Annotated in this window: 23 protein-coding genes; 9 read left to right on the forward strand and 14 right to left on the reverse strand. The window is 45.4% G+C overall.

Translation table 11 applies throughout. From position 1 onward, the window contains the following. Positions 1 to 15: 15 nt before the first annotated feature. The 5 genes from ACRD7A_RS09005 (at position 16) to ACRD7A_RS09025 (ending at position 5,153) form a co-directional block, all read left to right on the forward strand. Positions 16 to 741 carry a DUF4129 domain-containing protein gene (locus tag ACRD7A_RS09005; protein ID WP_430810611.1) on the forward strand — a complete coding sequence of 242 codons (726 nt, stop codon included), beginning with the start codon at positions 16 to 18 and terminating at the stop codon, positions 739 to 741. Further along, a complete protein-coding gene (locus ACRD7A_RS09010; protein WP_430810610.1) occupies positions 738 to 1,949 on the forward strand; it encodes a DUF4350 domain-containing protein in 1,212 nt (403 codons plus the stop codon). The genes ACRD7A_RS09005 and ACRD7A_RS09010 overlap by 4 nt, the downstream gene beginning before the upstream one ends. Before the next feature lie 12 nt (positions 1,950 to 1,961). Further along, positions 1,962 to 2,948 (forward strand): AAA family ATPase, encoded by a 987-nt coding sequence (locus tag ACRD7A_RS09015; RefSeq protein ID WP_430810609.1) that lies wholly within the window; start codon positions 1,962 to 1,964, stop codon positions 2,946 to 2,948. 11 nt (positions 2,949 to 2,959) lie between these two features. Next, positions 2,960 to 4,300: a DUF58 domain-containing protein gene (locus ACRD7A_RS09020; protein ID WP_430810608.1), complete on the forward strand. Its 1,341-nt coding sequence runs from the start codon at positions 2,960 to 2,962 to the stop codon at positions 4,298 to 4,300. Between the two features lie 169 nt (positions 4,301 to 4,469). After that, entirely contained in the window at positions 4,470 to 5,153 is a 684-nt protein-coding gene (locus ACRD7A_RS09025) for a hypothetical protein (protein WP_430810607.1), read from the forward strand. A gap of 24 nt (positions 5,154 to 5,177) precedes the next feature. Here the strand turns inward: ACRD7A_RS09025 and ACRD7A_RS09030 are convergent, their stop codons facing one another. The 8 genes from ACRD7A_RS09030 to ACRD7A_RS09065 form a co-directional block, all read right to left on the reverse strand. Then, positions 5,178 to 5,672: a dihydrofolate reductase gene (locus ACRD7A_RS09030; RefSeq protein ID WP_430810606.1), complete on the reverse strand. Its 495-nt coding sequence runs from the start codon at positions 5,670 to 5,672 to the stop codon at positions 5,178 to 5,180. Between the two features lie 54 nt (positions 5,673 to 5,726). Further along, complete coding sequence (locus ACRD7A_RS09035; RefSeq protein WP_430810605.1) at positions 5,727 to 6,521, reverse strand: thymidylate synthase; 795 nt, start codon at positions 6,519 to 6,521, stop codon at positions 5,727 to 5,729. A gap of 258 nt (positions 6,522 to 6,779) precedes the next feature. After that, positions 6,780 to 7,886, reverse strand: coding sequence for an endonuclease/exonuclease/phosphatase family protein (locus ACRD7A_RS09040; RefSeq protein ID WP_430810604.1), 1,107 nt, complete (start codon positions 7,884 to 7,886; stop codon positions 6,780 to 6,782). A gap of 6 nt (positions 7,887 to 7,892) precedes the next feature. Then, on the reverse strand, positions 7,893 to 8,780 hold the full coding sequence (locus ACRD7A_RS09045; protein WP_430817941.1) for a rhomboid family intramembrane serine protease: 888 nt from the start codon (positions 8,778 to 8,780) through the stop codon (positions 7,893 to 7,895). A gap of 91 nt (positions 8,781 to 8,871) precedes the next feature. Next, positions 8,872 to 9,609 (reverse strand): rhomboid family intramembrane serine protease, encoded by a 738-nt coding sequence (locus tag ACRD7A_RS09050; protein ID WP_430810602.1) that lies wholly within the window; start codon positions 9,607 to 9,609, stop codon positions 8,872 to 8,874. 128 nt (positions 9,610 to 9,737) lie between these two features. Then, positions 9,738 to 11,648 (reverse strand): DNA mismatch repair endonuclease MutL, encoded by a 1,911-nt coding sequence (gene mutL / locus ACRD7A_RS09055; RefSeq protein WP_430810601.1) that lies wholly within the window; start codon positions 11,646 to 11,648, stop codon positions 9,738 to 9,740. 73 nt (positions 11,649 to 11,721) lie between these two features. Further along, complete coding sequence (locus tag ACRD7A_RS09060) at positions 11,722 to 12,048, reverse strand: hypothetical protein (protein WP_430810600.1); 327 nt, start codon at positions 12,046 to 12,048, stop codon at positions 11,722 to 11,724. A 232-nt stretch (positions 12,049 to 12,280) separates the two neighbouring features. Beyond that, positions 12,281 to 13,090 (reverse strand): ion transporter, encoded by an 810-nt coding sequence (locus ACRD7A_RS09065; protein WP_430810599.1) that lies wholly within the window; start codon positions 13,088 to 13,090, stop codon positions 12,281 to 12,283. Between the two features lie 97 nt (positions 13,091 to 13,187). On the opposite strand from ACRD7A_RS09065, the gene lpcA reads away from it, so the two are divergent. Then, on the forward strand, positions 13,188 to 13,775 hold the full coding sequence (lpcA, locus tag ACRD7A_RS09070; RefSeq protein ID WP_430810598.1) for a D-sedoheptulose 7-phosphate isomerase: 588 nt from the start codon (positions 13,188 to 13,190) through the stop codon (positions 13,773 to 13,775). 129 nt (positions 13,776 to 13,904) lie between these two features. Here the strand turns inward: lpcA and priA are convergent, their stop codons facing one another. Next, entirely contained in the window at positions 13,905 to 16,376 is a 2,472-nt protein-coding gene (priA, locus tag ACRD7A_RS09075; protein ID WP_430810597.1) for a replication restart helicase PriA, read from the reverse strand. 173 nt (positions 16,377 to 16,549) lie between these two features. Between priA and ACRD7A_RS09080 the strand changes: the two genes are divergently transcribed. The 3 genes from ACRD7A_RS09080 (at position 16,550) to ACRD7A_RS09090 (ending at position 19,823) form a co-directional block, all read left to right on the forward strand. Next, positions 16,550 to 17,368 carry an MBL fold metallo-hydrolase gene (locus tag ACRD7A_RS09080; RefSeq protein WP_430810596.1) on the forward strand — a complete coding sequence of 273 codons (819 nt, stop codon included), beginning with the start codon at positions 16,550 to 16,552 and terminating at the stop codon, positions 17,366 to 17,368. 92 nt (positions 17,369 to 17,460) lie between these two features. After that, the gene (locus ACRD7A_RS09085) at positions 17,461 to 18,999 is read left to right on the forward strand and encodes a YifB family Mg chelatase-like AAA ATPase (protein ID WP_430810595.1); all 1,539 of its coding nucleotides are present in this window, start codon (positions 17,461 to 17,463) and stop codon (positions 18,997 to 18,999) included. Between the two features lie 149 nt (positions 19,000 to 19,148). Beyond that, complete coding sequence (locus ACRD7A_RS09090; protein ID WP_430810594.1) at positions 19,149 to 19,823, forward strand: inorganic pyrophosphatase; 675 nt, start codon at positions 19,149 to 19,151, stop codon at positions 19,821 to 19,823. On the opposite strand, the gene ACRD7A_RS09095 is transcribed toward ACRD7A_RS09090, so the two are convergent. The 5 genes from ACRD7A_RS09095 to hemH are packed head-to-tail and all read right to left on the reverse strand — an operon-like array spanning position 19,813 to position 24,524. Continuing rightward, positions 19,813 to 21,060, reverse strand: coding sequence for a sensor histidine kinase (locus ACRD7A_RS09095; RefSeq protein ID WP_430810593.1), 1,248 nt, complete (start codon positions 21,058 to 21,060; stop codon positions 19,813 to 19,815). The genes ACRD7A_RS09090 and ACRD7A_RS09095 overlap by 11 nt on opposite strands. A 27-nt stretch (positions 21,061 to 21,087) precedes the next feature. Next, positions 21,088 to 21,765: a response regulator transcription factor gene (locus ACRD7A_RS09100; RefSeq protein WP_430810592.1), complete on the reverse strand. Its 678-nt coding sequence runs from the start codon at positions 21,763 to 21,765 to the stop codon at positions 21,088 to 21,090. A gap of 38 nt (positions 21,766 to 21,803) precedes the next feature. Beyond that, entirely contained in the window at positions 21,804 to 22,247 is a 444-nt protein-coding gene (locus ACRD7A_RS09105) for a hypothetical protein (protein ID WP_430810591.1), read from the reverse strand. After that, on the reverse strand, positions 22,235 to 23,614 hold the full coding sequence (gene hemG, locus ACRD7A_RS09110; protein ID WP_430810590.1) for a protoporphyrinogen oxidase: 1,380 nt from the start codon (positions 23,612 to 23,614) through the stop codon (positions 22,235 to 22,237). The genes ACRD7A_RS09105 and hemG overlap by 13 nt, the downstream gene beginning before the upstream one ends. Further along, entirely contained in the window at positions 23,604 to 24,524 is a 921-nt protein-coding gene (gene hemH, locus ACRD7A_RS09115) for a ferrochelatase (protein ID WP_430810589.1), read from the reverse strand. Before hemH ends, hemG begins: the two co-directional genes overlap by 11 nt. Positions 24,525 to 24,652: the final 128 nt, after the last annotated feature.

Here is a 24,652-nt window from a genome sequence, read left to right on the forward strand (position 1 = left end):
AGCCTTGTGAGCCCCATGAAGCACCTGATTATCATCCTATTTTTGACCATTAGCAGTCTGACACACGGACAACATACCGATGTGTCAGATACTGTAATACCCTGGGATAACACACAGGTTGATTACCGCTGCCCGGCACCGGATACCATGAGTAGTTACAAGGCACTAAGCGAATATAGCTATGAGCTAAACACCGACCTGCTCAACCTATGGCAGAAATTTCAGCGTTGGTTCTTCTCCATGCTGCGTCTCAGCAATGGTAAGCTCAACTTCATCGGGTGGCTTATTCTTGCGCTGGGCATGGCTGCGGTCGTTTTTATGGTTATCAAGCTACTGGGCATTCCCGTAAAGGGGCTCTTTATTTTTTCAAAAACAACCAAAGTCACTGACCTCAACTTTGGACTGGATAATGCCGGCTTTGAGGATGACAAGCTGGAGGACCTATTACAGGGTTTTGTGGAAGGGCGTGCCTTCAGAACCGCCACCCGAATATTATTTTTACTGTGTCTGCGCGAGCTGAGCCGTCAGAACCATATACAACGTTACGCCTATAAAACTGACCGAGAATACTATTACGAAATCGATAATGGTGTGGTCAAAACAGCATTTTTCAGTCTTATGCAACAGTATGAACGGATTTGGTATGGTAAGTTTAATATCGGTGAAGCAGCTTTTACTCACTTAAGAAAGGAGTTTAATCGCTTTTTTAAACTGATTAATCCTAAACATGATAGCCAATGAAAGGGCCTTCATACAATAAAATACTGCTATCGGCCACCCTTTTTGTGGTGGGGCTAATGGTGTTGATGATGGCCGCAGCCCCCCAACCCATCGACTGGTCGCTTAGCTTTTCAAAGCAGGACACGAAACCCTTTGGCAGTAAACTGCTCTACAGGCTGCTGCCTGAGCTGTTTAACTCCTCACCCATCACCACATCACACAGTGCGCTTGCCTCATTTTTCTCGGCTGAAACACCAACGGCAACCAACATCATCATCATCAACAATGAATTTGCACCCGATGCGGACGATATCATCCAAATAAATGAACTGCTTAAACAGCAGAATCATCTGTTTATGGCGGCATCCTCCATAGGCGATTCACTGCGCCAACAGCTCGGTATTGAGTACGAACAGCGCCACGGTATCACCTTAATGGGCGATTCAGTGAGTTTTAACCTGGCCAACAGAAAACTAAAAACCCACCTGGGCTATTGGTATAATAAAGGCATAAGCAATAACTACTTTACCCGTTATGATAGTACTCGCACAACGGTGCTGGGCTTCAACAACAGCGGAAAAACAAACTTTATTAAGATACAGCAGGGAGGTGGCCAGGTCTATTTAAACTTAAACCCACAGGCCTTTACCAATTTTAACCTGGTGCAGGGCGACAACTACGAGTATGCTTTTAAATGCCTGTCTTACCTACCCAATCAATCCACGGTATGGGACGAGCATTACAAATACAAATACGGAGCGGGTGCCCCTGCAAGTGAAGGGCAAGGATCGCTCCTCGGTTTTATTCTAGCACGCACACCCCTGCGACTGGCCTGGTACCTGTTGCTAATAGGTATTTTCATATTTCTCTTATTCCAGTCGGCACGCCGGCAACGCGCCATACCTGCCATTAAGATACCGGTAAACTCCACGGTAAATTTTATAGAAACCATTGGTCGCCTATACTTTAGTCGCAAAAACCACCTGGATATTGCCAGGAAACGATTCAGCTATCTGCTTGCCTATGTACGAAACCGCTATTACCTGAATACAACTGCGATCAACGATGAATTTTATCAACAGCTGGCCGATAAATCATCCGTCTCAGTCAGAACCATTAAACAGCTATTTGAACTTGGCCTAAATCTGGATCAACTACAACGCATCAGTGAAGAAGATCTTGAGCAATTTAACCGCCGCATAGAATATTTTTACGACCACTGTCAATAAAAAACAATAAATATGGATCAACAGACAAACCCTCCTTTTGAAAATCGTCTCCCCCTTGAGGATCTGAACAATGCAGCCTACCGCATTCGCAATGAGATTAACAAAGTAATTGTAGGGCAGGAAAAGGTACTGGACTTGCTGCTAACAGCCCTCATTGCCAATGGCCATGTACTTATAGAAGGGGTGCCCGGCGTTGCCAAAACCATGATGGCCAAGTTACTGGCCAAATCCGTATCCTCAGGTTTCTCTCGCATACAATTTACTCCTGACCTGATGCCCTCCGATGTGCTGGGAACCATGGTTTTTAACACCGGCAAATCAGCTTTTGAATTTAACAAAGGTCCCATATTCTCCAACCTGATACTAATTGACGAGGTAAACCGCGCTCCGGCAAAGACACAGGCCGCCCTTTTTGAGGTGATGGAAGAGCGACAAGTTACCATTGATGGCACCACCCGCCCTATGTCTCCGCCCTTTATTGTGATGGCCACCCAAAACCCTGTTGAACATGAGGGAACTTACCGCTTGCCCGAGGCACAGCTAGATCGTTTCCTGTTTAAGATCACCATTGATTATCCCAGCCTCGATGAGGAGGTATCCATCCTTTCCAATGCCCAGGACCGACAAGAACGTGATCCTTTAAGCTTGATCAATGCCGTGCTGAGTGCAGAAGAAATAACCGCCTACCAAGACCTGGCAGCGCGGGTAATCGTGGAAGATGATCTGCTGCGTTACATTGCACAAATTGTTGATAGAACACGCAATAACAACGCCCTGTTTTTGGGAGGCAGCCCACGCGCATCATTGTCTATACTCCATGCTGCCAAGGCCTACGCAGCCCTTGAAGGCCGGGATTTTGTAACGCCCGATGATATCAAGTTTGTGATAACCCCGGTGCTGAATCATCGACTCATCCTCACCCCTGAAAAGGAGATGGAAGGCGCTCAAGCAGAACTCATTATTCAACAAATTGTGGACTCTGTTGAAGTGCCCCGATAAGCATACAAACTATGGCTATCAGAATAAGAAATCACGTATACTTTACGCCCCTCTTTTACTATTTACTGGGTGCCTTAGTTTTTTTTCTGGCGCTGGGTCAGTTTGGAGAGTTTATTTTTCTGCTCAGCCTTATGGCGCTGGGACTGTTTGCTGTCTTGCTGGTAACTGAGTGCCTGCTTCTTTTTGCGAGGCCTAAGCACCTATTTACGGCTCATCGATTCCTCGATGAGCGATTTTCCAACGGACATGACAATAACATCAAACTTATATTCACCAACGATTTTCCTTTTCGTGTACATATTAAAGCCATTGATGAGTTGCCGGTGCAGTTTCAAAAACGTGACTTTAGCATAAAGAGGAGCCTAAGGAGGGGCGAAACAGCCAGGGTTAGCTACACAGTACGCCCACGCGAGCGAGGAGGATACTGGTTCGGCCACCTCAATGTATTCATCAAATCACCCCTGCAACTACTTGAACGACGATTGCGATACGGGCGTAACACAATGGTAAAGGTGTATCCTGCTTTTCAGGAGATGCGTCAGTTTGAGATGATGGCCATCTCTAACCGCCTGACAGAAATGGGCATTAAGAAGGTAAGACGCCTGGGGCATCAGATGGAGTTTGACCAGATACGCGAATACACCAAGGGAGATGACTACCGCACCATTAACTGGAAGGCGACAGCACGAAAGAGTCACTTGATGGTTAATCAATATCAGGATGAAAAGTCGCAGCAGGTAATTTCCCTGATTAACATGGGACGCACCATGCAAATGCCTTTTGAAGGCATGACGTTACTGGATTATGCCATTAATGCTTCACTGGTATTGTCTAAAATAGCCATGCTCAAACACGATAAAGCCGGCCTGATTACCTTCAATAATAAGGTAAGAAGCATAATTAACCCCCAGCGAAACAGCAAGCAGCTGCAGTTGATAATGGAAGCCTTGTATAAGCAGCGCACACAATTTGAGGAGCAAAGCATGGATGCCTTATACAGCGCTGTGCGCCGACAACTGCACCAGCGTAGCTTATTGGTGCTATTCTCCAATTACGAGAGCCTCAGTGCCGCACGCCGTCAGCTACCCACCCTAAAAAAGATGGCACGTGATCACCTGTTGGTAGTTGTATTTTTTGAAAATACGGAATTAACAAAACTGACCAATGAACGGGCAATGGATATTGAAGGCATCTATATTAAAACCATTGCCGAAAAAGTTGCCTACGATAAAAAGCGGATTATACTGGAATTTGAGCGCTATGGCATACATGCAGTGCTGACACCACCAAAGGACTTAACAGTGGAAACGCTCAATAAGTATCTGGCGCTGAAAGCACGGGGCTACATCTAAGGGATAGAGCCTATTTAAAATATTTGGAAAAAAGGTGTGTTCTACTACGTATGCAGCTCATTTAGTTTGTCGTATTAACGAAAGATTAACGATAAGCTAAGGTCGCCATAACGGGGTAGACACAGTGCTGAGTATCTTTGCCATATATTAACTTTTGACGAAAAAAGCTATGCAAATACTTAACTCAAGCCTTTCCTCTTTTTCTGATAAAATTGAGCTCGATGATGTGGTGAATCACGAATTAATTGCCTTGATGACGCAAAATCCTATCCATCCGGATGACTTCTACCTTACCGGTTATGAAACCATCAGCTTTAAAAGAACCCGTGAGTTTGCCCTTGAAACTGTATTATCCTCCGTGGTGCCATTGGACAAAGAGCTGCTGATTATTGCCAATAATTACGATGATTTGCACTTGCATAAATTATGTGAAAGCTATGAAGTAAGCAGCAACATTGTATCTTTACCCACGGCAGATGATGCCCTACAGGGACTTATCCATCAGTATCATCAACTGAATCTTTACTCGCATATTCTTATTTCGTGCGATGTAAACGATCCGGTGGAGAGGATGCAGCTCAGGCAAATAGCAAGCGCACTGCAAAAAACCACACTGCGCCTTATTGTACACTGCCGACGCAACCCCTTGAGGCTGCATGAGATCAATGAGCTAAACATTGCCTACATGGTGTTCAATGGCACAGGGCGGTATATCAGTTCTGTAGTGGTGGCCAATCGCAGTCAACTGGTACAAACCGAGGGCAGCTCAAGAAGCGATAAGATGGATTTGCATGAATACTGGCAAAAGACCTTACAACGACGACATGCCGCCATAAAACCCATGGACGTATAGGCTCATCACCTTTTATACAGGGTCTTAACCCTTACGTTCCAGGTTCTGATAGCGATAATGCAACTTGGTCTTTTCATCAGTAAACGGCCCATCTTCAGCTACTACTGTCCATTCATCTGCCGCTATTGTCGGAAAAAATACACTTGCCTCGGCAAAAGCATGATCAATGAGGGTCAAAAACAAAGCTTTGGTTTGTGGCAGCAAGGCGCGGTATATCTCACCACCTCCAATCACAAACACCTTCTCATCTTTTTCACAAAGGCCAAGAGCCGCCTCAGGGGTATTCACCACCACGGCACCGGGTGCCCGATAATTGTCCTGCCGTGTTATTACGATATTACGCCTGTTGGGCAAGGCTCCTTTAGGCAAGGCCTCATAGGTTTTGCGCCCCATTACTATAGTGTTACCGGTCGTCAGCGCCTTAAAACGCTTCAGATCAGCAGATATATAAGCCAACTGATCATCACCTTTTCCAATGCCATTATTCTTGTCAATGGCCACAATCATTGATAGGGTCATGGTTTTTCTTTAATTATTAATAGTGAACAGATAATGCACCAACCTAAAGTAACTTTACACAGAGATGGCTCCTTTGATATGTGGATGCGCCTCATAGTTAATCAGCTCAAAGTCTTCATAAACAAAATCATCGATATCCTTTCGCGCAGGATTTAATTTGAATTGAGGCAATGCCTTGGGTGAGCGTGTCAGTTGAAGTTTCACCTGCTCAATATGATTAAGATAAATATGTGCATCACCGAGTGTGTGAACAAAAGTACCGGGCTTCAGACCACATACCTGCGCCATCATAAGGGTCAGAATAGCATAGGAGGCAATGTTAAAAGGCACACCCAGAAAAATATCGGCACTGCGCTGATACAGTTGACAGCTAAGCTTGCCATCGGCCACATAAAACTGAAACAGGATGTGGCAAGGCGGTAACTGCATTTCATCGATGGCGCCCACGTTCCAGGCACTCACAATATGACGGCGCGAATCGGGGTTTTGTTTAATATCATCAATCACCTGCTTAATCTGGTCGATGTGTCCTCCCTGATAGTCGGGCCACGAACGCCACTGATATCCATAGATTGGTCCCAGCTCACCATCGTCTTTGGCCCATTCATTCCAAATGCGTACGCCATTATCCTGCAAATACTTCACATTGGTGCTACCCTTTAAAAACCAAAGCAACTCATGAATAATGGATTTCAAATGCAGTTTCTTAGTGGTTAACAAGGGAAAACCCTCACTCAAATCGAAGCGCATCTGATGACCAAAAACGCTGATAGTTCCTGTTCCCGTGCGATCCTCCTTCTTTGTTCCTTCCTCTAAAACCCGTTCCAGTAAATCTAAATACTGCTTCATCGCTTTTATTTTTATAATATAAGCACGTATTAACTTACGTGCTATTCTATGTTATACTAATGATTGTCCGCTTTCTTCCATGCCTGGAATCACTCAATAAGTCAGAGTAATAATCCCCATACAATCAAGTCATTAACACTACATCATGTTAAAAATGAGCATAAAAATAGGGAAAATAAACGCATCAACCACACGGAGGCTGAATATCCTTTAAAAAATGATATTTAACTGCCTTCCCGGTCATCCACCATTTCCAAATCACGAAGCTGCTGCCCCCAGATCAATGGTAGTGAGGATTGGGTAATGGTCAGACAAATCAAGTTTCAGACGTCTGAAATTATAGGACTTGAATGCTTTGTCGTGAAATATAAAATCGATTCGAAACGAAGGCAAGGGACCGTTATAAGTACCACCTACGCCCCGGCCCGATTCTACAAATGCATCCTTTAAAGTACTTCGCATAATCCGATAGACATAAGAAACCGGCGTATCATTAAAATCACCGCAAACAATCGCAGGATAAGGGGAGTTAGCAATGTATCGACCAATCTTTTCCGCCTGCCGGGCCCGCTGATCAAAGGCTGTGCTCAGTTTGCTCCCAATGGCTTTGATCTTTTCGTTACGCTCTTCCTTGTTCTGAAAATTCAAACTATCCAGAAAATTCAACTGCTGTCGGCTGAACTTAATGGATTCCAAATGATTGTTAAAAATACGGATACGCTGTTGATTCACTTCCACATCGGTGTAGATGCTAAAATTATTGGAGTCCTGAAACTTCAGGCTATGCCGTTCCACAATGGGATACTTGCTAAAGGTTACGAGCCCATAGTTACGCTTATTGTTGTGGCCTGACCGGTATTCAATATGCCGGTGATGAAATTGACTAAGGCGGCGCAGAATGTAATGCTCACGATAGTCGCGACTTTGGGTTGTAGTAAAAAACTCCTGGAAACAAAGTATATCAGGATTCTCTTCACGTATCAAATCGAAAATCTTCTCATTGGTATTTTCCCCCTTCCACTCATAATAATCCAGCATGCGCACATTGAAAGTCATCACCTTTAAAGGCTGACTCATCTCTTCTATGGCTTTGTGCTGCCCTTTCCATTGAAAAGTATGCTGCCAATGCCCCCAGGTAATGATTATGGCCAATAACGGAATGAAAAACTGCCAGCGCCGTTTGATTAACCAGAATGCAAAAAGCAAAAAATTGATGACCCACAGCGGCGGAAAAACATAGCCCATAAGAGCCATCACCGAAATATGGGCAGGACTTATATAGGCTGTCAGCACCGACAGGAGCAACAGCCCCGTTGCTATCAGACTAATAATAGTTACTATTGATTTAAAGAATCTTCGTATCAAGCTTACCTATTTACTGGCGTCAAATAAAATTCTCTTCTCCTCTTTGCTGAGACTATCGTAGCCACTGGCTTTTATTTTTTCCAGAATCCGATCTACCTCCTTCTGCTTGGTGGCCTTACGGGCATTAAACTCCATATCGGTCATGGGCCGACGATGGGTGACCGTCATTTTAGAACGTGACTTAAACAAACCGGCCAAACGATCCATTACCCGATTAAATCCAATGGTTACATCGCGTCCGGCAGAAATACTGCCGCCATAGAAGTAGCCAAAAGCGGCTCCTCCCAAGTGCGTGATAATGCCACCTGTATTTTGTAGTTGCGGCATGCTTATCAAATCAAGCAGCAAGGCCGCCAGGGCAATGTATTTCAGGCGTACGCCACCAAAAAATAAAAGGTAAATCTTGTGTTCGGGGGCATAGCGGGCAATAGCAAACAGGATGGCCATCACCGAACCGGATGCACCCATTAATAAGGCATAAGGCACTTCACCCTGAAAGATGGGAATAAGATTATAGCTAACAATATAAAACAACACTCCGCTTAGGCCGCCAAGAAAATAGACACCCAGCAGCTGGCGAGGATTTAAAAACTCAAGAAAAATGCGGCCAAACCAATAGAGATAAAGCATGTTAAAAAGAATGTGCAAAAAATCGTAATGCACAAACATATACGTCAGTACCGTCCAGGGTTTCAATAGCAGACTGCCCAGATCGGCCGGGGCGGCTATCCAGTTTAGCAGCGGATAATCCATAAGACTCCCCGAACCACTCGAAAAGCTGAAGAAAACCTGTAACAGACGGATGGCAATAAAAACACCTATATTGATGTAAATCAACTTAGTAAGAGCACCACCCTGTCGGTACGATAATTTTATTTCATCCAGTATTCCCATATTATTGAGCTGATAGCTTCCAGCCAATAGGCATAAGCAATTTACATTAAAATAATCACATCTCACACAGAAACCCCATCCATCTCATCTGCTAAATCCCCTTTTTATCCCAATACTTTATCAGGATGAAACCAAATACCATACCGCCCAGGTGAGCCCAGTGCGCCACATTATCCATCGAGAAGTTAGCTACTCCCATAAACAACTCAGCCACTCCATATAGCATCACAAAATATTTCGCTTTGATGGGGATGGGCGGAAATAAAAGCATTAGCTCGGTATTGGGAAACAACATACCAAAGGCCAGCAAAATACCGAAAACAGCACCCGATGCTCCCACCATGGGAATATTCAGCACCAAATTGAAATGAGCCATATCGGGATTGGTGAAGTTCTTGAACTCACGCAAAGCCTGCGCTCCCTGTTCATACACGATGGCAATCTCCTGTTCATTAAGGACGGAGATCGCATTGTGGTAATCGATATACTTAAATGCCAGCTGAAGAACAGCAGCTCCAACTCCCGTAATTATGTAATAAACAATAAATTTCTTGGGGCCCCAATAGGTTTCCAATACGCGGCCGAACATAAATAAGGCAAACATATTAAAAAACAAATGCATGAAATCAGCATGCATAAACATGTAAGTACCGAACTGTGCGGGATTAAAATTTTCAGACAAGGGAAAATATAAGCCCAGAAAGCGTGTCAGATCCAGACCAAAAGTAGTTTTCACCACCCAGGTGGCCAGTAAAAACAGTCCGTTTATAATCAATAAGTTTTTTGTTACCGGCGGCAATCCTGCCAACGGTGATGGTCGATAGTTCATCGGCTCAATTTTAAAATTAAGACACTGATCAGGACAAGATCAGTGCCAATTCGTTTTCACACACTAAATAAACGCAAAAGCGGCAATCTTTGTTAAGCTCACCATCAACAATCTGTCATATTGACACCTTAGCTAAAGCGTTTATGCATCTCCTCCATGTCCATAATGGAAATAATAGGCTTACCCGACGGTGAAAAATTGGGCACCATGCAGGCAAAGAGCTGATCAAACAATTCGCTCATTTCCACAACTGTTAAAGCCTTGCCATAGGGCACGGCAGCACGTCGCGCCATAGAGGTGGCAATTTGCTCGGTTACTTCCTTTTGCAGATCCACCTCGCCGTCTCTAAAATCTGTAAGTATACCATCGATCAACTGCGCTGCCGACACATTATCCAGGCCGGCAGGTGTTGACAGTACCTGAAATTGTCCCTCACCGGACTTTTGCAACTCCAGCCCCAGCGTCATAAGGTCGGGCAATAATTCATCGACCATGGCCATCTCCTGCGGTCCAAAATTAAGCTCCTCGGGAAAGAGACTTTTCTGCGACAGAGAAGCACCACTTTGCAAGGTGCGTATGAAGCCTTCAAAAACGATGCGTTCATGCGCTCGTTTCTGATCAATCATCATCAGGCCAGACTTAACCGATGTTAATATGTATTTGTTCTTCAACTGAAAGAAACGACTGCTACTCACCGCAGCCTCATTTTGCGAAGATGACATGAAAGTTTGCTGTACCGGGGGCTGCTCAGGCGTCTCAATGGCGGCTGACTGATTTCCCATTTCGGCATTGGCCAATGCCGAAAAGTCGGGCAAAGCGTTATTGTCCTTGTCATCATATAGCTTCTCCCAATCGCCGGCCGAAGCCTTAGAGCGAAACGTAGCCGTGCCCCCTCCCGTATTAAATGAAGATGCCGTTTGTCGCTGCTCCTCCTCAAAAGGGTTGTAAAAAGGATTGACTTCCACACTGGGCTCCACAAGTGCATCCTTTCCGCCCGATACAGGAATATGGATCTGATCGGTTGTATCAAAGTCAATGGAAGGCATCAGGTTGTATTTACCCAAACTCTCACGAATGGCGGCACTGAGAATTTGCCAGATGGCACGCTCATCCTCAAATTTAACCTCTGTTTTAGTAGGGTGAATATTCACATCTACAATCTGCGGATCCACCTCCAGAAAAATGAAATAGGCTGGTATGGTGTCAGGCTGCAGAATATTACTATAAGCATCCATCACGGCACGGTGCAGGTATGGATGCTTCATAAAACGGTTGTTCACAAAGAAAAACTGATCGCCCATGGTTTTCTTAGCCGACTCGGGTTTTCCAATAAAACCGGTGATTTTCACCATCACAGCATCCGTATCTATGGGGATGAGGTTGCTGCCCATCTGCTTACCATTCATATTAACCACACGCTGCTTAATGTTACCGGCGGGTAGGCTGAACATGGGCACCTCATTATGCACCAGGGTAAGCGCTACTTGTGGATGAGCCAGTGCCACACGCTGAAACTCATTGATGATATGGCGTAGCTCGGTAGAGGTCTTTTTCAGAAAACGACGTCGCGCCGGAACGTTATAAAACAGATTTTTGATACAAAACTGACTGCCAACAGAACACTGAACGGGCTCCTGAGACTCCAGCTGCGAACCGGCAATATTGATTTGTACACCCAAATCCTCGTCGGCACGTCGTGTCTTAAGTTCCACCTGCGCAACAGCTGCAATAGAGGCCAGTGCCTCACCCCGAAAACCCATGGTACGCAGGGCAAATAAATCATTGGCTTCCCGTATTTTTGAGGTAGCATGGCGTTCAAAAGCCATGCGGGCATCCGTTTCGCTCATACCATAGCCGTTATCAATGATCTGAATCAGGCTTTTGCCGGCATCTTTGGTAATCACTTGAATATTGGTTGCTCCTGCATCAATCGCGTTCTCCATCAACTCTTTCACAACCGAGGCAGGCCGCTGTATCACCTCACCGGCAGCAATCTGGTTAGCCACCGAATCCGGCAATAACTGTATTATATTTGACATCTGTTATGTATCTTCTTTTTTTTGATTTATTGAATTTAGCAGGTAGGGCTTGATTTAGTATAGGGTACAATTCTTATTCGGCAAAAAAGGATTCCATCCAAATCATTCCTTCCTGAATAAGATACATACCGAGGATCATAAGCAGGATAAGGATGATTACCAAGCGTAGATTTGAGCGGCGTTTCTCGCTACGGTTTACTTCGTAGTGCGATTTCATGCGGCGACGCATTCCTCCCCGTATACGATCGGCGTAGCCCTCCTTGTCTTCATCGGTGAGTAATCCCAACTCCTCTTTAATACGACGCTCTCGCTCCTCCCGCTTTTCCTTCTGCTCATCGTAATAAATTGGATCGTGTTGAAAGACACGATGACGCGCAACTTTTGAAAATGTAAACTTCATCTTGCTTGTTTTTAATATCAGGATCAGATATCAATGATAACTATAAGCTATCTGGCATCCATTGCCTGATGGTTATGCAATAACAGGTTTGCATCCGTACCTATGCAAAGATAACAAGTAATCGCTAAATATTAAGCAGCGGAGGAATATAGGCATCAAAAACTAACATTAAATAGCTAGCCTGATGGACAATACTATTTACTAACAAAGACTGTGGAGAAAAACATGATAACTATTCCCCCAGTGGATTACCACAGTATTTACAGTAAGCAGCCTCATGATCGTGCCCTTCTTTATGACAGGTCGAACAGGCGCGCCTACTGCTGGGCCGCAGACTTTCCTTAACCAGCTCTCCGGTCACCAAACCGGTGGGAACAGCAATAATGGCATAACCTATAATCATTATGCAGCCAGCCACAAACTTACCCAAGGGCAACTCGGGGGCTATATCGCCATAACCTACTGTGGTGAGCGTTACAATGGCCCAGTAAATACTCTGCGGAATACTTTTAAAACCAGGGTTATGCTCATTCTCAATAATGTACATCACAGTACCCAGTATGGTTACTAGAATTAGCACCACAAACAGAAAGACTCCAATTTTACTGCGCGCAGTTACAAGGGCCGACCATAGGGCACTGGCCTCCTTCACGTAACGCGTGAGCTTAAGCACTCTGAAAATGCGTATCAGACGCAGGGCGCGCACTACGATAAGCATTTGTGTACCCCCAAAAAACAAGCCCAGGTAAGTGGGCAGGATAGCCAGTAAATCAATAATGCCAAAAAATGAAAAGATGTAACGACGAGGCTTCTTAACAATCCATATGCGCAACACGTACTCTACCGTAAATAAAAAAGTGACTACCCACTCAGCCAGAATCAGCCACCCGGTATAGTTGGGCAACACCTTGGTGTCGCTCTCAATCATAACGATCACAATACTGAATACAATCAATAGTATGAGGAAGAGATCGAAGTTTTTACCCGCCTTGGTATTAGAACCAAAGATGATGCGATATAAATTTGTTTTTAAGGAATCCATAGCGATATGCTTCTACATTCAAAGATAAAAACCTTTGCTTGAAAAAAAATTTTAAGTTTAGAAAAGCCATTGTACTTTTACGGTGTAAACAAGGAACATGACACGAGAAGATATCATCCGGGAATTTAGTGAGGCACAAGCTGTGCTGGAGCGTTTTATGAGCGATGACAGTAACTGGGACAAGATGCTTGCTGCTGGCAAACTAATGGCGGAAGCCATCGCACAGGGAGGCAAAGTCATTGCCTGTGGTAACGGGGGCTCCATGAGCGATGCCATGCACTTTGCCGAGGAGCTAACCGGCCGCTTCCGCAATAACCGCAGGGGTTTGGCAGCGGTAGCCATCTCCGACCCCACCCATATCACTTGTGTGGGTAATGACTATGGTTTCGATTATATTTTCTCGCGCTACGTGGAGGCAATGGGCAACAGCGGTGATGTGCTGCTGGCCATTAGCACAAGTGGCAACTCACCCAATGTACTGAACGCCGCCCGGGAGGCAAAGAAAAAAGGCATTAATGTAGTTGCACTAACCGGCAAATCGGGCGGTTCAATGGCCGACCTAGCCAACGTAGAACTGCGCGCACCCCACAATGGCTATTCCGACCGTATACAGGAAATTCACATCAAGATTATTCATGTGCTCATCCAATACATCGAAGCAGCCGTGCTGACAAAAGGCGAATAAGAATAACCTAAGACAGAAAAGTACAAAGGATCGAGATTTAAGTATCAAGATTCTATTGGCAGCTTGCTTAGTATCGCTCATCCAACAATGAACTAAACACCTGATGCACAACGCTAATAATTGATAACACTAGGCCGGATCCACGTCTATTTGAAACACGACGTAACGAAAGGCCTGCTGCGCCTGTAAGCTAAAAATCACCTCCCGCATTAAAGACTTAACCTTAGCCGGTGAGGCGCTCTTCTCCAGCTTCATCAATATCTTTTTGATATACAGATTCTGAATACGATTCACTACCGGTGCCTGAGGTCCCAGCACACGACTGCCGAAAACCACTCGCAGCTGATTAGCCAGCACCACAGCTGCTTTATTGGTCACTCCTTCACTCTTGTGCTTAATCGTAATGTTAATCAAACGAAAGAAGGGCGGATACTTAAATAGCTGCCGCTCCTCGAGCTGCGTAGCATAAAGGTTCTGAAAGTTATGGTTGATGACATCCATAATGACAGGGTGCTGCGGATTGGAGGTTTGTAAGATCACGAGTCCCCGCTTATTTTTTCGTCCCGCACGACCACTCACCTGTGTCATCAGCTGATAACTGCGCTCAAAAGCCCTGAAATCGGGATAGTTAAGCATATTATCGGCATTAAGAATACCCACCACACGTACATTATCAAAATCCAGCCCCTTGGATATCATCTGCGTACCAATAAGGATATGTATCTCACCCCGCTCAAACTTACCAATCATCTTGTCATAACCCGATTTGCTTCGCGTAGTATCCAGATCCATACGGGCCACCTTATAGTTGGGATAGAGAATACGCATCTCCTCTTCTATCTTCTCGGTGCCGAAGCCCCGTGTTTCAATGGCAGGACTATGACAGGCCGGACACACTGTTGGCAGTGGCATGCTGTGGTTACAATAGTGACACACCAGTTGGTTCAGATGCTTATGATAGGTCATGGACACATCGCAGTTGGTACATTTCACCACAAAGGCACACTGTCCGCACTCAATAAATGGACTAAAGCCCCGCCGGTTCTGAAATAAGATTACCTGCTCACTATTCTGCAGTGCCTCATCTATTTTTTCCAGCAGTAAGGGCGTAAAGTGCGAGTTCATCTGTTTCTTACGACGTGCTTCACGCACATCAACCGCCACAATCTCGGGCATCTGAATCCCCTCGTAGCGCTGCAATAGTTCCACCAGGGCATACTTCCCCTCACGGGCATTGTAATACGTTTCTATGGCCGGGGTAGCAGTACCAAGCAATACTTTGGCTCCAAATAACTTAGCCAGCACTATGGCGGCATCACGGGCATGGTAGCGAGGCGCCGGGTCAAACTGTTTATAAGTATTCTCATGCTCTTCATCTACAATGACCAAGCCCAGTTTATCGAAGGGCAGAAACACCGACGAACGAACGCCCACAATAAGCTGATAGTTCTTTTTCTGCAACAAGTTATGCCATACCTCAACACGCTCGGCATCGGCAAACTTACTGTGGTAAATGCCCATCTTATTGCCAAAATGCTTCTGCAAACGAGCCGTAATCTGGGTTGTCAAAGCTATCTCCGGCAAAAGATACAACACCTGCCTTCCCTGCCTCAACTGCTCCTCTATCAAATGAATATAAATTTCGGTTTTACCCCCTGAGGTAACACCATGCAGCAGCGTTACATCATGCGTTTCAAAGGCACTCTTTATGGCTGCATACGCCGTTTGCTGCACCTCACTGAGTGCATTTACCGTATGCACTTTAGTTTCCTGCAAATCCAGCCGGTCCACGTTCTTCTCCTGCTCCTGCAAAATATTTTTGCTGCATAACTCTTTCAAGGCTGCCGCACTGGCATTGGCTTTTTTGAGCAACTCGGCCTTGCCCACAGTTTTATGGGTGATGGCAGCCGTTAATCCGCCCAGCATCGACAGCAGCGTCATCAAAAGTTCCTGCTGCTTAGGTGCCCGGCTCAACTGATCAAACACATCCTGCAAGGCAGCTTCGGAGTGACAGGAAGGGTGCAAAGCAATAACCTTCTCTGTTTTGGCCTTGTAACTCTCCTTCAGTCGCTCATTCACAAACACGGCATTACACTCAAGGAGTCGTTTGATCACTGGCAGGCTATTTTTAAGGCCACTCAACTGATTCAGATCATTGATGGAACAAACCTTTTTAGCGGCAATAATATCGAGCACCATGCCGGCTCGCTCATCCAATGGGGCATCGGCAACAAAGTCAGCATTATAAATAATACGGGTCTCACTCTCCATCTTCAACCCTGATGGTAATGCCGCCTTATACACCTCGCCCAGCGTACACTGATAATATTCGGCAATCCAGCTCCAGAATTTCAGCTGATAGGAATTTACTACGGGCGCTTCATCAAGCACAGAAATGATATCTTTAGTAGCATATTCGTCGGGCTTATTATAGTGCAGGGAAAACACAATGCCCGAATACACTTTTTTCTTTCCAAAAGGAATGGCTACACGCATACCAGGCACCACAAACGACCTTAGCTCTGCAGGCACGGCATAGGTGAACAGGCGCGGTAAAGGCACCGGCAAAATAATATCGGCAAAAAGGGCTTTGTTACTCATCCGTATAATTTGAAGGCCTAAAGATAGCTAATCCTTTGTGAGTTTTTAAGCATAAAACAGCCACGATCAACCCTCGTTTGAAAACTACTTACTACTTTTACACAAAGCAAAAAACATCACGCAAAATCAAAATACCACGCGTAATTTTTTGCACAGAAAATTATTACTGTCCTATGAAACTGCGCACACTCATTGATAATAAGCAAAGTAAAAAACAGCTAAAATGTGAGCACGGCCTTTCCTTCCTCCTGGAAACCGACGAACATATCATTCTGTTTGATGTAGGGCAATCTGATAAATTCATCAGCAACGCCCAAAAAATGGGTGTTGATCTGACAAAGGTGGATACGGTAGTGCTCAGCCATGGTCATTACGACCACACCGGCGGTCTCCCGCATTTCTTGCGTATCAATAAGAAGGCCAGAGTACTCATTCATCGGTCTGCTTTTAAAGAACGTTTTTCCCGGTCGGAAGTCATGATTAAGGAAAATGGCATTCCCTGGCGCAAAGAGATGGATACGTTCAAAGATCGTTTGCAGCTTATTAATGAAGATACCCAACTTGCACCGGGCATTCGTCTCCTAACGAATATTGAAGCTGTAGACGGCCACGAAGTCAGTAATCAACGCCTAGTGGTTAAGAAAGATTCAGACTACGTGCCCGATGATTTTGAAGATGAGATTATCCTTGTGGCACAGCAGTCAGATGAAACAATCGTGCTGTGTGGATGCGCCCACAACGGCATTGTCAATATACTTAGCACCGTTAGTAAGCGTCTCAACTGCCACAAATTTCGATGTGTAGCCGGCGGCCTTCACCTCAAAGGTCAAAACACTGACAGCATCAAACATGTGCTGCAAGGCATCACTGATTTTAAGGTAGAACAATGGGCGTTGAACCACTGCACCGGCGATAAGGCCTTTGAACTGTTTGAAAACACACAAAGTGGCACCGTTACCTATTGTGGCAGCGGTTACTCGCTGAAATTATAAAGGCTGCCAATCATCCTTAGCACAAAAACTTAGCGTAGCTATACTATCCTGCTAATTATTTTTTACTTAACTTCCGTATAAAATAAATTAGCATGCTCGTAAAAACCTTTGGTTCTGCCGTTAGTGGCATTGATGCCTACACCATCACAATGGAGGTAAACATCTCCAAAGGCATCCGTTTCTTTTTGGTTGGACTGCCCGATAATGCAGTGAAAGAAAGTCAGCAACGCATTGACTCAGCCATAAAAGTATGTGGTTATAAATGGCCCGGCCACAAAATCGTTATCAATATGGCACCCGCCGACATCCGCAAAGAGGGTGCGGCCTATGATTTACCCTTGGCCATAGGCGTGCTGGCGGCCTCATCGCAGATAAGCTCACACAAACTTGGTGACTACCTGATTATGGGTGAGTTATCGCTCGATGGCAGTTTGCAAGCTATCAAAGGAGTTTTACCCATGGCGTTGCGCGCCAAAGAAGAAGGTTTTAAAGGCTGCCTCTTACCCCTTGAGAATGCACGCGAGGCAGCGGTGGTGAACGACATCGCCATCTATGGCTTTAAAAATATACGCGAAGTGATTCATTTCCTGGAGAATGACGATGTAGCAGATCCGGTAGCCGTCAACACAGAGGAAGAGTTTGAAAAAGGCACCGAAGCGGTAGATTTTGATTTCTCCGATGTGAAAGGGCAGGAGAGCGTGAAGCGATCGCTGGAGATAGCGGCTGCCGGTGGTCATAACCTGATTATGATAGGCCCTCCGGGTGCCGGTAAGTCAATGCTGGCCAAGCGGCTGGCAAGCATACTACCACCCCTTACGCTGGACGAAGCACTGGAGACGACGAAAATTCATTCGGTAGCCGGTAAAACAGGAAATAATACGGCGCTGATCACCCAACGCCCTTTCCGCAGTCCGCACCACACCATTAGTGATGTAGCCTTGGTGGGTGGCGGCTCCTTTCCTCAACCTGGCGAAATTTCGTTGGCACACAACGGCGTTTTGTTTCTCGATGAACTACCCGAGTTTAAACGCACAGTGCTGGAAGTAATGCGGCAACCGCTGGAAGATAGACGGATCAGTATTGCCCGCGCACGCTTCAGCATTGACTACCCAGCCAGCTTCATGCTGGTGAGCTCCATGAATCCATGTCCTTGCGGCTATTTTAACCACCCGGATAAAAAATGTGTATGCAGCCCCGGCGTTGTGCAAAAATACCTGAGTAAGATATCGGGTCCTCTTCTCGACCGTATTGATCTGCACATTGAGGTGGTACCCGTTCCTTTTAATAAGCTGGCCGAAGCGCCTCCCTCAGAGAGCAGTATAGCCGTGCGTGAACGGGTAATAAAAGCCCGTAAGATACAAAATGAACGCTTCGACACACAGGAAAACACTCATTGCAATGCCCAGATGAGTAGCCGCCTGCTGGCCAACTATGCCACACCCGACGAGGCCGGAATGAACATCTTAAAAACAGCTATGGAAAAGCTGGATCTATCGGCAAGAGCCTACGACCGAATTCTGAAAGTGGCCCGCACCATTGCCGACCTGGAAGCTAGCGAAACAGTACAAAGCCATCATGTAGCAGAGGCAGTACAGTACCGGAGCCTCGACCGATCCAATTGGGGTGCTTAATAACAGGTCGTCATAAACAAAATATTCTGTCGGAGAACCCATTTTTCTGCTCGGTTTTTTATTATTTCGCAAAAAAAGCTGATTGGTAAACAATACTATCACCCAGCTGTTTAAAAAAACATATTGAAAACTACTTAATACAAAAGCACATGACATCAAACAGCTTAATGGATCCAATAGGACGCTTAATGGGCTTACGCTATAAGTCGCACCCCTGGCATGGCGTTGATATTGGTGACGAAGCACCCGATATTCTAACCTGTTTTATTGAGGTGGTACCCACCGACACCATTAAATACGAAGTGGATAAGGTGAGTGGCTATCTACGCATCGACCGCCCACAGAAATACTCCAATGTGGTACCGGCACCCTATGGCTTTATCCCCCAAACCTACTGCGGTAAACTGGTTGGAAAATACTGCGCCGAGAAAGCAGGCAAAGAGGAAATAATAGGAGATGGCGACCCGCTGGATATCCTGGTGCTCACCGAGAAAGATATTCCGCACGGCGATGTGCTGGCACAGGCAATACCCATTGGTGGTTTCCGCATGCTGGATGGCAACGCCGCTGATGATAAAATTATTTCGGTGCTGAAAAATGATGTGGTGTATGGTAAATATACAGATATTAATGAACTGCCCGAGATGGTGATCACACGACTTAAGCACTATTTCCTCACCTACAAAGACATGCCAGGATTAAGCAACGACTCGGAGATAACCCATGTATACAATGCCGACGAGGCCAAGGAGATCATTAAGATATCCATTGAGGATTATGAAAATCGCTTCGAAGGACTGCGAAAAGCGCTATCTACTTATTAAACAAGAGCTGAATGATATGTTCATTGTCCTTATGCTTGTAACTGATGGCAATGTCCGATATATCGCAGATACGCTTAACGATGGAAAGGCCGATACCCAGTGATTGTGGGTGTTGGCTACTCTTTCGAAAGCGGCTAAACATCTTCTCGGGTGCATGCTTCAGCGTCACTCCGCTATTGCTGATGCGCAACTGATACTCCTCAATAACGATGTGGATATATCCTCCTTGCACATTATGACGAATGGCATTCTTCAACAGATTCTGAATCAAGGTGTGTGCCAGCGAAGTATTCATCGTAACTTGCAGCCCCCCCTTTGATTCAACCTTTACTGCGAGCTGCTTGTCGGCAATGAGGACATCCAGGTTATTTAGCTCCTTTTGAACCAATGCAATAAAATCAAGCTCTTCGGCCTCGGAAAACACCCGATTATCAAGTTTTGCCAGAAAGATAAGCGCCTGATTAATTTTGGATAGGCGATTGGTGGTTTCAATAAGTCCGGCCAGGTTCTTCACCTGCTCCTCATGCAGGTTATCGGCCTGTATCAGTTCATCGAGCCGGGCATTGATAATAGCCAGCGGTGTTTGCAACTCGTGCGAGGTATTCTCGGTGTATTCTTTCAGGCGTTCATAATCTTCCTTTATCTTTCGCTCCATGGCATTAAACACCTCATTAAGCTGCTCAAACTCATCTATATCAGAAGTCATTAAATCCAGTCGATTATCTTTATTCACATCAAAACTTCGCAGCTTGCTTATGGTATCGTAAAATACGCTAAGTGAATATTTGATGGAGGCCCTATTGACTAAATAGAGAATCAAAAAGAAGATTACAGGAAAAACGGCCAGCATAAGGGTGAACTTCATCACCATAAGATCGGAAGGAGCCGTCGATCGAATGACCGTATATTGGACTGTTTGCCCATTATTGATGGGCCTGCGATAACGCAACATACGGTAAAACTCATAATTACTATCCGCCCCATATTGCATCACTGTGTCGGTGAAGGCATATTGCTTTGTATCAAGCCTCAAGTTCAAGGTATCCACGTGCACATCGGCATAACTTAAGCCCGCCCCACCATTGGCCTCAACCATCTGCTGTGCCTCCAGCAACTCGTTGTTAAACATCTTATTAACCGCATAACGAATAAAATAATACCCCCCCAGGCTACCTATGAAAAAGAAAAATATGCTGGCAGAAATAAAGTTAAGACCCGTTTTGGTTAGTAGTTTCATAATGTGGCAGCTTATGGTTTTGTAGTGTTAAGGCGCGTCGGTAAACTTATAACCTACACCATATACATTCTTAATATAATCGGCACACCCGCTTTTAATTAATTTCTTACGCAGATTTTTAATATGCGAATAGATCAGATCATCGGTAAAGCCATAATCCATAAAATCTTTGGACATGTGCTCACCAATACCCGTTTTCGTAAGCACACGGTTTTTATTGGCAATGAAATACACCAGCAGATCATACTCCTTCTTGGTTAGGTCAATAACCCGCCCTTTTACTTTCACCAGGAGTTGACCAGGACTTATCTCCAACTCATTAAACACAATGTTCTCTTCCCCATTGAAATGGACGCGGCGCACCAGCGACTTTAGACGAGCGTTGAGCTCTGCCATCTGAAAAGGCTTGGTCAGATAATCGTCGGCACCCAGCTCAAGACCTTCTATTTTATGCTCCAGGCTGTTGCGCGCTGACAGAATGATAATGCCTGTCAGCATATTATTCTGCTTCACCTTTTTCACCACCTCCAGTCCATTACCATCCGGCAAGTTTAAATCCAACACAATAATATCGAATAAGTTATCTATCCGATGCAGCGCATCGCTCAGTGTAGGCGCTAGCTCACAGCTATGGCCTTGCGAACTGATAAACTGCTGTATACTTTGTGCCAATTGAGGCTCGTCTTCTACTACGAGTATCTTCATAATTTTATCGAATGGTTACTGCTATCGATCCGTATCTTTTACAAAACATACCTCACCACGTTCATAAGCATAGAGGTTAAGATCATGGCACAGGCAATTCCAAAATACAGGAAATTCTTCTTAAAAATAAGGCGGGGCGTATGATTGTTTTTGGCAAAGAGCCATCCAATGTGACTTATCACCAGGGTAAACACCATTAGAATAAAATGCTCGACTGCCCAAAATCGTCCCTTCACCATTTGGTCTTGATACATATTGACCTGGCCGCTACCAAATTCAAGCATATATAAAATAAACAGAATAGTACCTAAAACAAACTGTCCATACAGCAGGATGGTGGCCACTAAGGGAAGTCTCACCTCCGCTTTGGTTAGCGGCATTCCTCGATACAATCCCAGAATAGCACGCACCAGTATTATCCCAGTAATAATGGCGGCGATCACACTGGCCACAATATGCACAATCAATATCAGCTCTCGCATGAGGTTATTTCTTTGGCAATATGCGTGGCTTGCTTAATGCGGTCGGCCATGCCAATGCCATCGCGCAGATTACCGGCTATGATGAGTCCGGGATACTCTTTTTGCACCCTATCGATGGCGGCAAAGCGCTCACCCGAATTCACTTCATATTGTGGGATAGCATGTGCATAACGCTTTATCTTTACCAGTGTAGGCTTAAAAGTAGGCAGTTCCATCAACTCAGAAAATTCCTGCTCCAGCACTTTCATAATGGCAGCATCATCCAGCTCGCAAAATGACTCGTTGCGCACACCGCCCATAAAAATTGTCAACAGTGCACCGCCGTCAGGTGCCCTATCACGGAAAAGCGATGACATAAACAAAACACCCAACATATTACGCCCTTCCTTGTGTGGAATTAAGCCACCAAAACCATCGAGGGGTCGCCCGTTCCAGGCATCAAAGCCCAGCGAAACTTCCACTACACGTGCGTATTTAAGGTTTGTCAAAGCCTTCATGTTGGCAGGTGCTATAAAGGGCAGCGTACTCTCCAATCCCACTGCGCCAAAAGTGGTGATAACACGGTCAGCATGAATCGAATATTGCTGACCTTCCTCCTGATATTCAACAAAAAAACCCTCGGCAGAAGGTTGAATACGCACCCCATCCACGCCAAAAGAAAAATGCTCTTTACCGGCACTTTCCAACAAAGCCTTGGTGAGGCCGCTTAGTCCTCCTTCAATGGAAAATACGGCACGATCCGTTCTTTTTTCAAGCTCCGTTTTAGGCTCTTTGGCTTTTTTGATGGAGCCTCCAATAAAACTGCCATACTTCTGCTCCAGATTATAAAGCTTAGGTAGTGCATGGCGGGTCACCAGGCGGGCGGGATCACCGGCATAGATACCTAGTATAAACGGGTCGATGGCATAATCCAGGAAGCTTTTACCCATGCGGCGTAACACCAATTGTTCCAGTGTTTCATCGGGATTCGTACCTTTTTTTCGAAAGGGCTCAGCCAATATGCGAAACTTATCTTTTAGGCTAAACAATGGCGTGGCAATGGCCGACAAGGGCCCTTGTGGCAGAGCATGCCACCGTCCTTTTTTTAACACGTAACGCACCTTCACCAGATCGTTGCCCTTCTCTACTTTAATGGCCTCACCCAAATCGTCGAATAAAGCCACCACCTCGGGGTGCGACACAATGCCCGAGTTTGGACCCGACTCACACACAAAACCTTTCTCACACTGCGTATTGATAACACCGCCGGCTCGTGGACGAGTCTCCAGTACCTTAAAGTCAACCCCCTTCTTATTGAGTAAATGGGCCAGTGTGAGGCCGGTAACACCGGCACCCAATATCACCACCGGATAATGCTTATCCTTCATCAACTACACGTTTTAATGTTTCAATAAACAAGGGGTGCGCCACCGGTATCTCTACCCGGGAGATGTGCTTCACCCGCTTATCTTCCTTATAAATATCTACTAATTTAATATTCAAATCATACACTGTCTCCAGACATTCTGTAGTAAAGCTGAGTGGGATGAGTACAATGTTCTTTTCCCCGTCAGCCACCAGTTTCTCCAGATGATCATCGGTATCAGGCCCTACCCATTTAACAGGCCCCACCCGCGACTGAAAGGCCACATCATAACGACGCTGCATCAGATCGGCCAGCCGCTTGGCCATGTGCTTCACGGTATCGGGATATTTATCTCCTCGCTTCACCCCATACAGCGGAATGGCATGGGCTGTGAACAACAGTAAGGGATCCTTAAGGCCTTCGCGGGCAATATGCTCTTCGACCAAGGTTTTCCAATACTTCAAAAAAGTAGGGTGAACGCTATAATCACATATCTCACGAATGCTCATGCCATTGAGGTGCTTGGCCGCCTTCTTCACATCGGTAAAAACAGAAGTGGTAGTAGTATCGCTCGCCTGTGGATACATGGTCAGCACATCCACCTCATCAATGCCATCATCGCACATCTTCTGAAGCACGTCGGCTATAAAAGGTGGCGTATAGGAATAGGCCGTGTATACAGGATGATCGGAGAGGGCTGCCAGGGCCTTACCCGTTGCTTCGGTATGCTTAATAATCGGTGTACCGCCAATGAGCTGATACTTCTTCCAAGATGATGGATGCCGCTTACGGGCAATCATAGTAGCTACAAATTGACGCAGCCCGTATGGTAACGGTAAAATATATTTGTCGCTAAACATATTTTTAAGAAACAGGCGCATCTCACTTAACGATTGCGGACCGCCCATATTAACCAATAATATCCCCTTCATATAAGAATGTGCGATTTAGTTATGCTTTTCTATCACAATAAGAAACAACAAGATAAGCAGAATGGTTGAAAAAACAAGTGAGCACAAAGTCTCAATTTAGGCAATACAGTTTACCGATATCATTGACA

Origin of the sequence: Carboxylicivirga longa (assembly GCF_050589825.1) — a bacterium.
GTDB classification, from domain to species: Bacteria; Bacteroidota; Bacteroidia; order Bacteroidales; family Marinilabiliaceae; genus Carboxylicivirga; species Carboxylicivirga longa.

Coding starts and splice junctions, on each gene's coding strand:
- ACRD7A_RS09005 (WP_430810611.1), top strand. CDS start 16: ATGAAGCACCTGATTATCATCCTATTTTTGACCATTAGCAGTCTGACA.
- ACRD7A_RS09010 (WP_430810610.1), top strand. CDS start 738: ATGAAAGGGCCTTCATACAATAAAATACTGCTATCGGCCACCCTTTTT.
- ACRD7A_RS09015 (WP_430810609.1), top strand. CDS start 1,962: ATGGATCAACAGACAAACCCTCCTTTTGAAAATCGTCTCCCCCTTGAG.
- ACRD7A_RS09020 (WP_430810608.1), top strand. CDS start 2,960: ATGGCTATCAGAATAAGAAATCACGTATACTTTACGCCCCTCTTTTAC.
- ACRD7A_RS09025 (WP_430810607.1), top strand. CDS start 4,470: ATGCAAATACTTAACTCAAGCCTTTCCTCTTTTTCTGATAAAATTGAG.
- ACRD7A_RS09030 (WP_430810606.1), bottom strand. CDS start 5,672: ATGACCCTATCAATGATTGTGGCCATTGACAAGAATAATGGCATTGGA.
- ACRD7A_RS09035 (WP_430810605.1), bottom strand. CDS start 6,521: ATGAAGCAGTATTTAGATTTACTGGAACGGGTTTTAGAGGAAGGAACA.
- ACRD7A_RS09045 (WP_430817941.1), bottom strand. CDS start 8,780: ATGGGAATACTGGATGAAATAAAATTATCGTACCGACAGGGTGGTGCT.
- ACRD7A_RS09050 (WP_430810602.1), bottom strand. CDS start 9,609: ATGAACTATCGACCATCACCGTTGGCAGGATTGCCGCCGGTAACAAAA.
- mutL (WP_430810601.1), bottom strand. CDS start 11,648: ATGTCAAATATAATACAGTTATTGCCGGATTCGGTGGCTAACCAGATT.
- ACRD7A_RS09060 (WP_430810600.1), bottom strand. CDS start 12,048: ATGAAGTTTACATTTTCAAAAGTTGCGCGTCATCGTGTCTTTCAACAC.
- ACRD7A_RS09065 (WP_430810599.1), bottom strand. CDS start 13,090: ATGGATTCCTTAAAAACAAATTTATATCGCATCATCTTTGGTTCTAAT.
- lpcA (WP_430810598.1), top strand. CDS start 13,188: ATGACACGAGAAGATATCATCCGGGAATTTAGTGAGGCACAAGCTGTG.
- priA (WP_430810597.1), bottom strand. CDS start 16,376: ATGAGTAACAAAGCCCTTTTTGCCGATATTATTTTGCCGGTGCCTTTA.
- ACRD7A_RS09080 (WP_430810596.1), top strand. CDS start 16,550: ATGAAACTGCGCACACTCATTGATAATAAGCAAAGTAAAAAACAGCTA.
- ACRD7A_RS09085 (WP_430810595.1), top strand. CDS start 17,461: ATGCTCGTAAAAACCTTTGGTTCTGCCGTTAGTGGCATTGATGCCTAC.
- ACRD7A_RS09090 (WP_430810594.1), top strand. CDS start 19,149: ATGACATCAAACAGCTTAATGGATCCAATAGGACGCTTAATGGGCTTA.
- ACRD7A_RS09095 (WP_430810593.1), bottom strand. CDS start 21,060: ATGAAACTACTAACCAAAACGGGTCTTAACTTTATTTCTGCCAGCATA.
- ACRD7A_RS09100 (WP_430810592.1), bottom strand. CDS start 21,765: ATGAAGATACTCGTAGTAGAAGACGAGCCTCAATTGGCACAAAGTATA.
- ACRD7A_RS09105 (WP_430810591.1), bottom strand. CDS start 22,247: ATGCGAGAGCTGATATTGATTGTGCATATTGTGGCCAGTGTGATCGCC.
- hemG (WP_430810590.1), bottom strand. CDS start 23,614: ATGAAGGATAAGCATTATCCGGTGGTGATATTGGGTGCCGGTGTTACC.
- hemH (WP_430810589.1), bottom strand. CDS start 24,524: ATGAAGGGGATATTATTGGTTAATATGGGCGGTCCGCAATCGTTAAGT.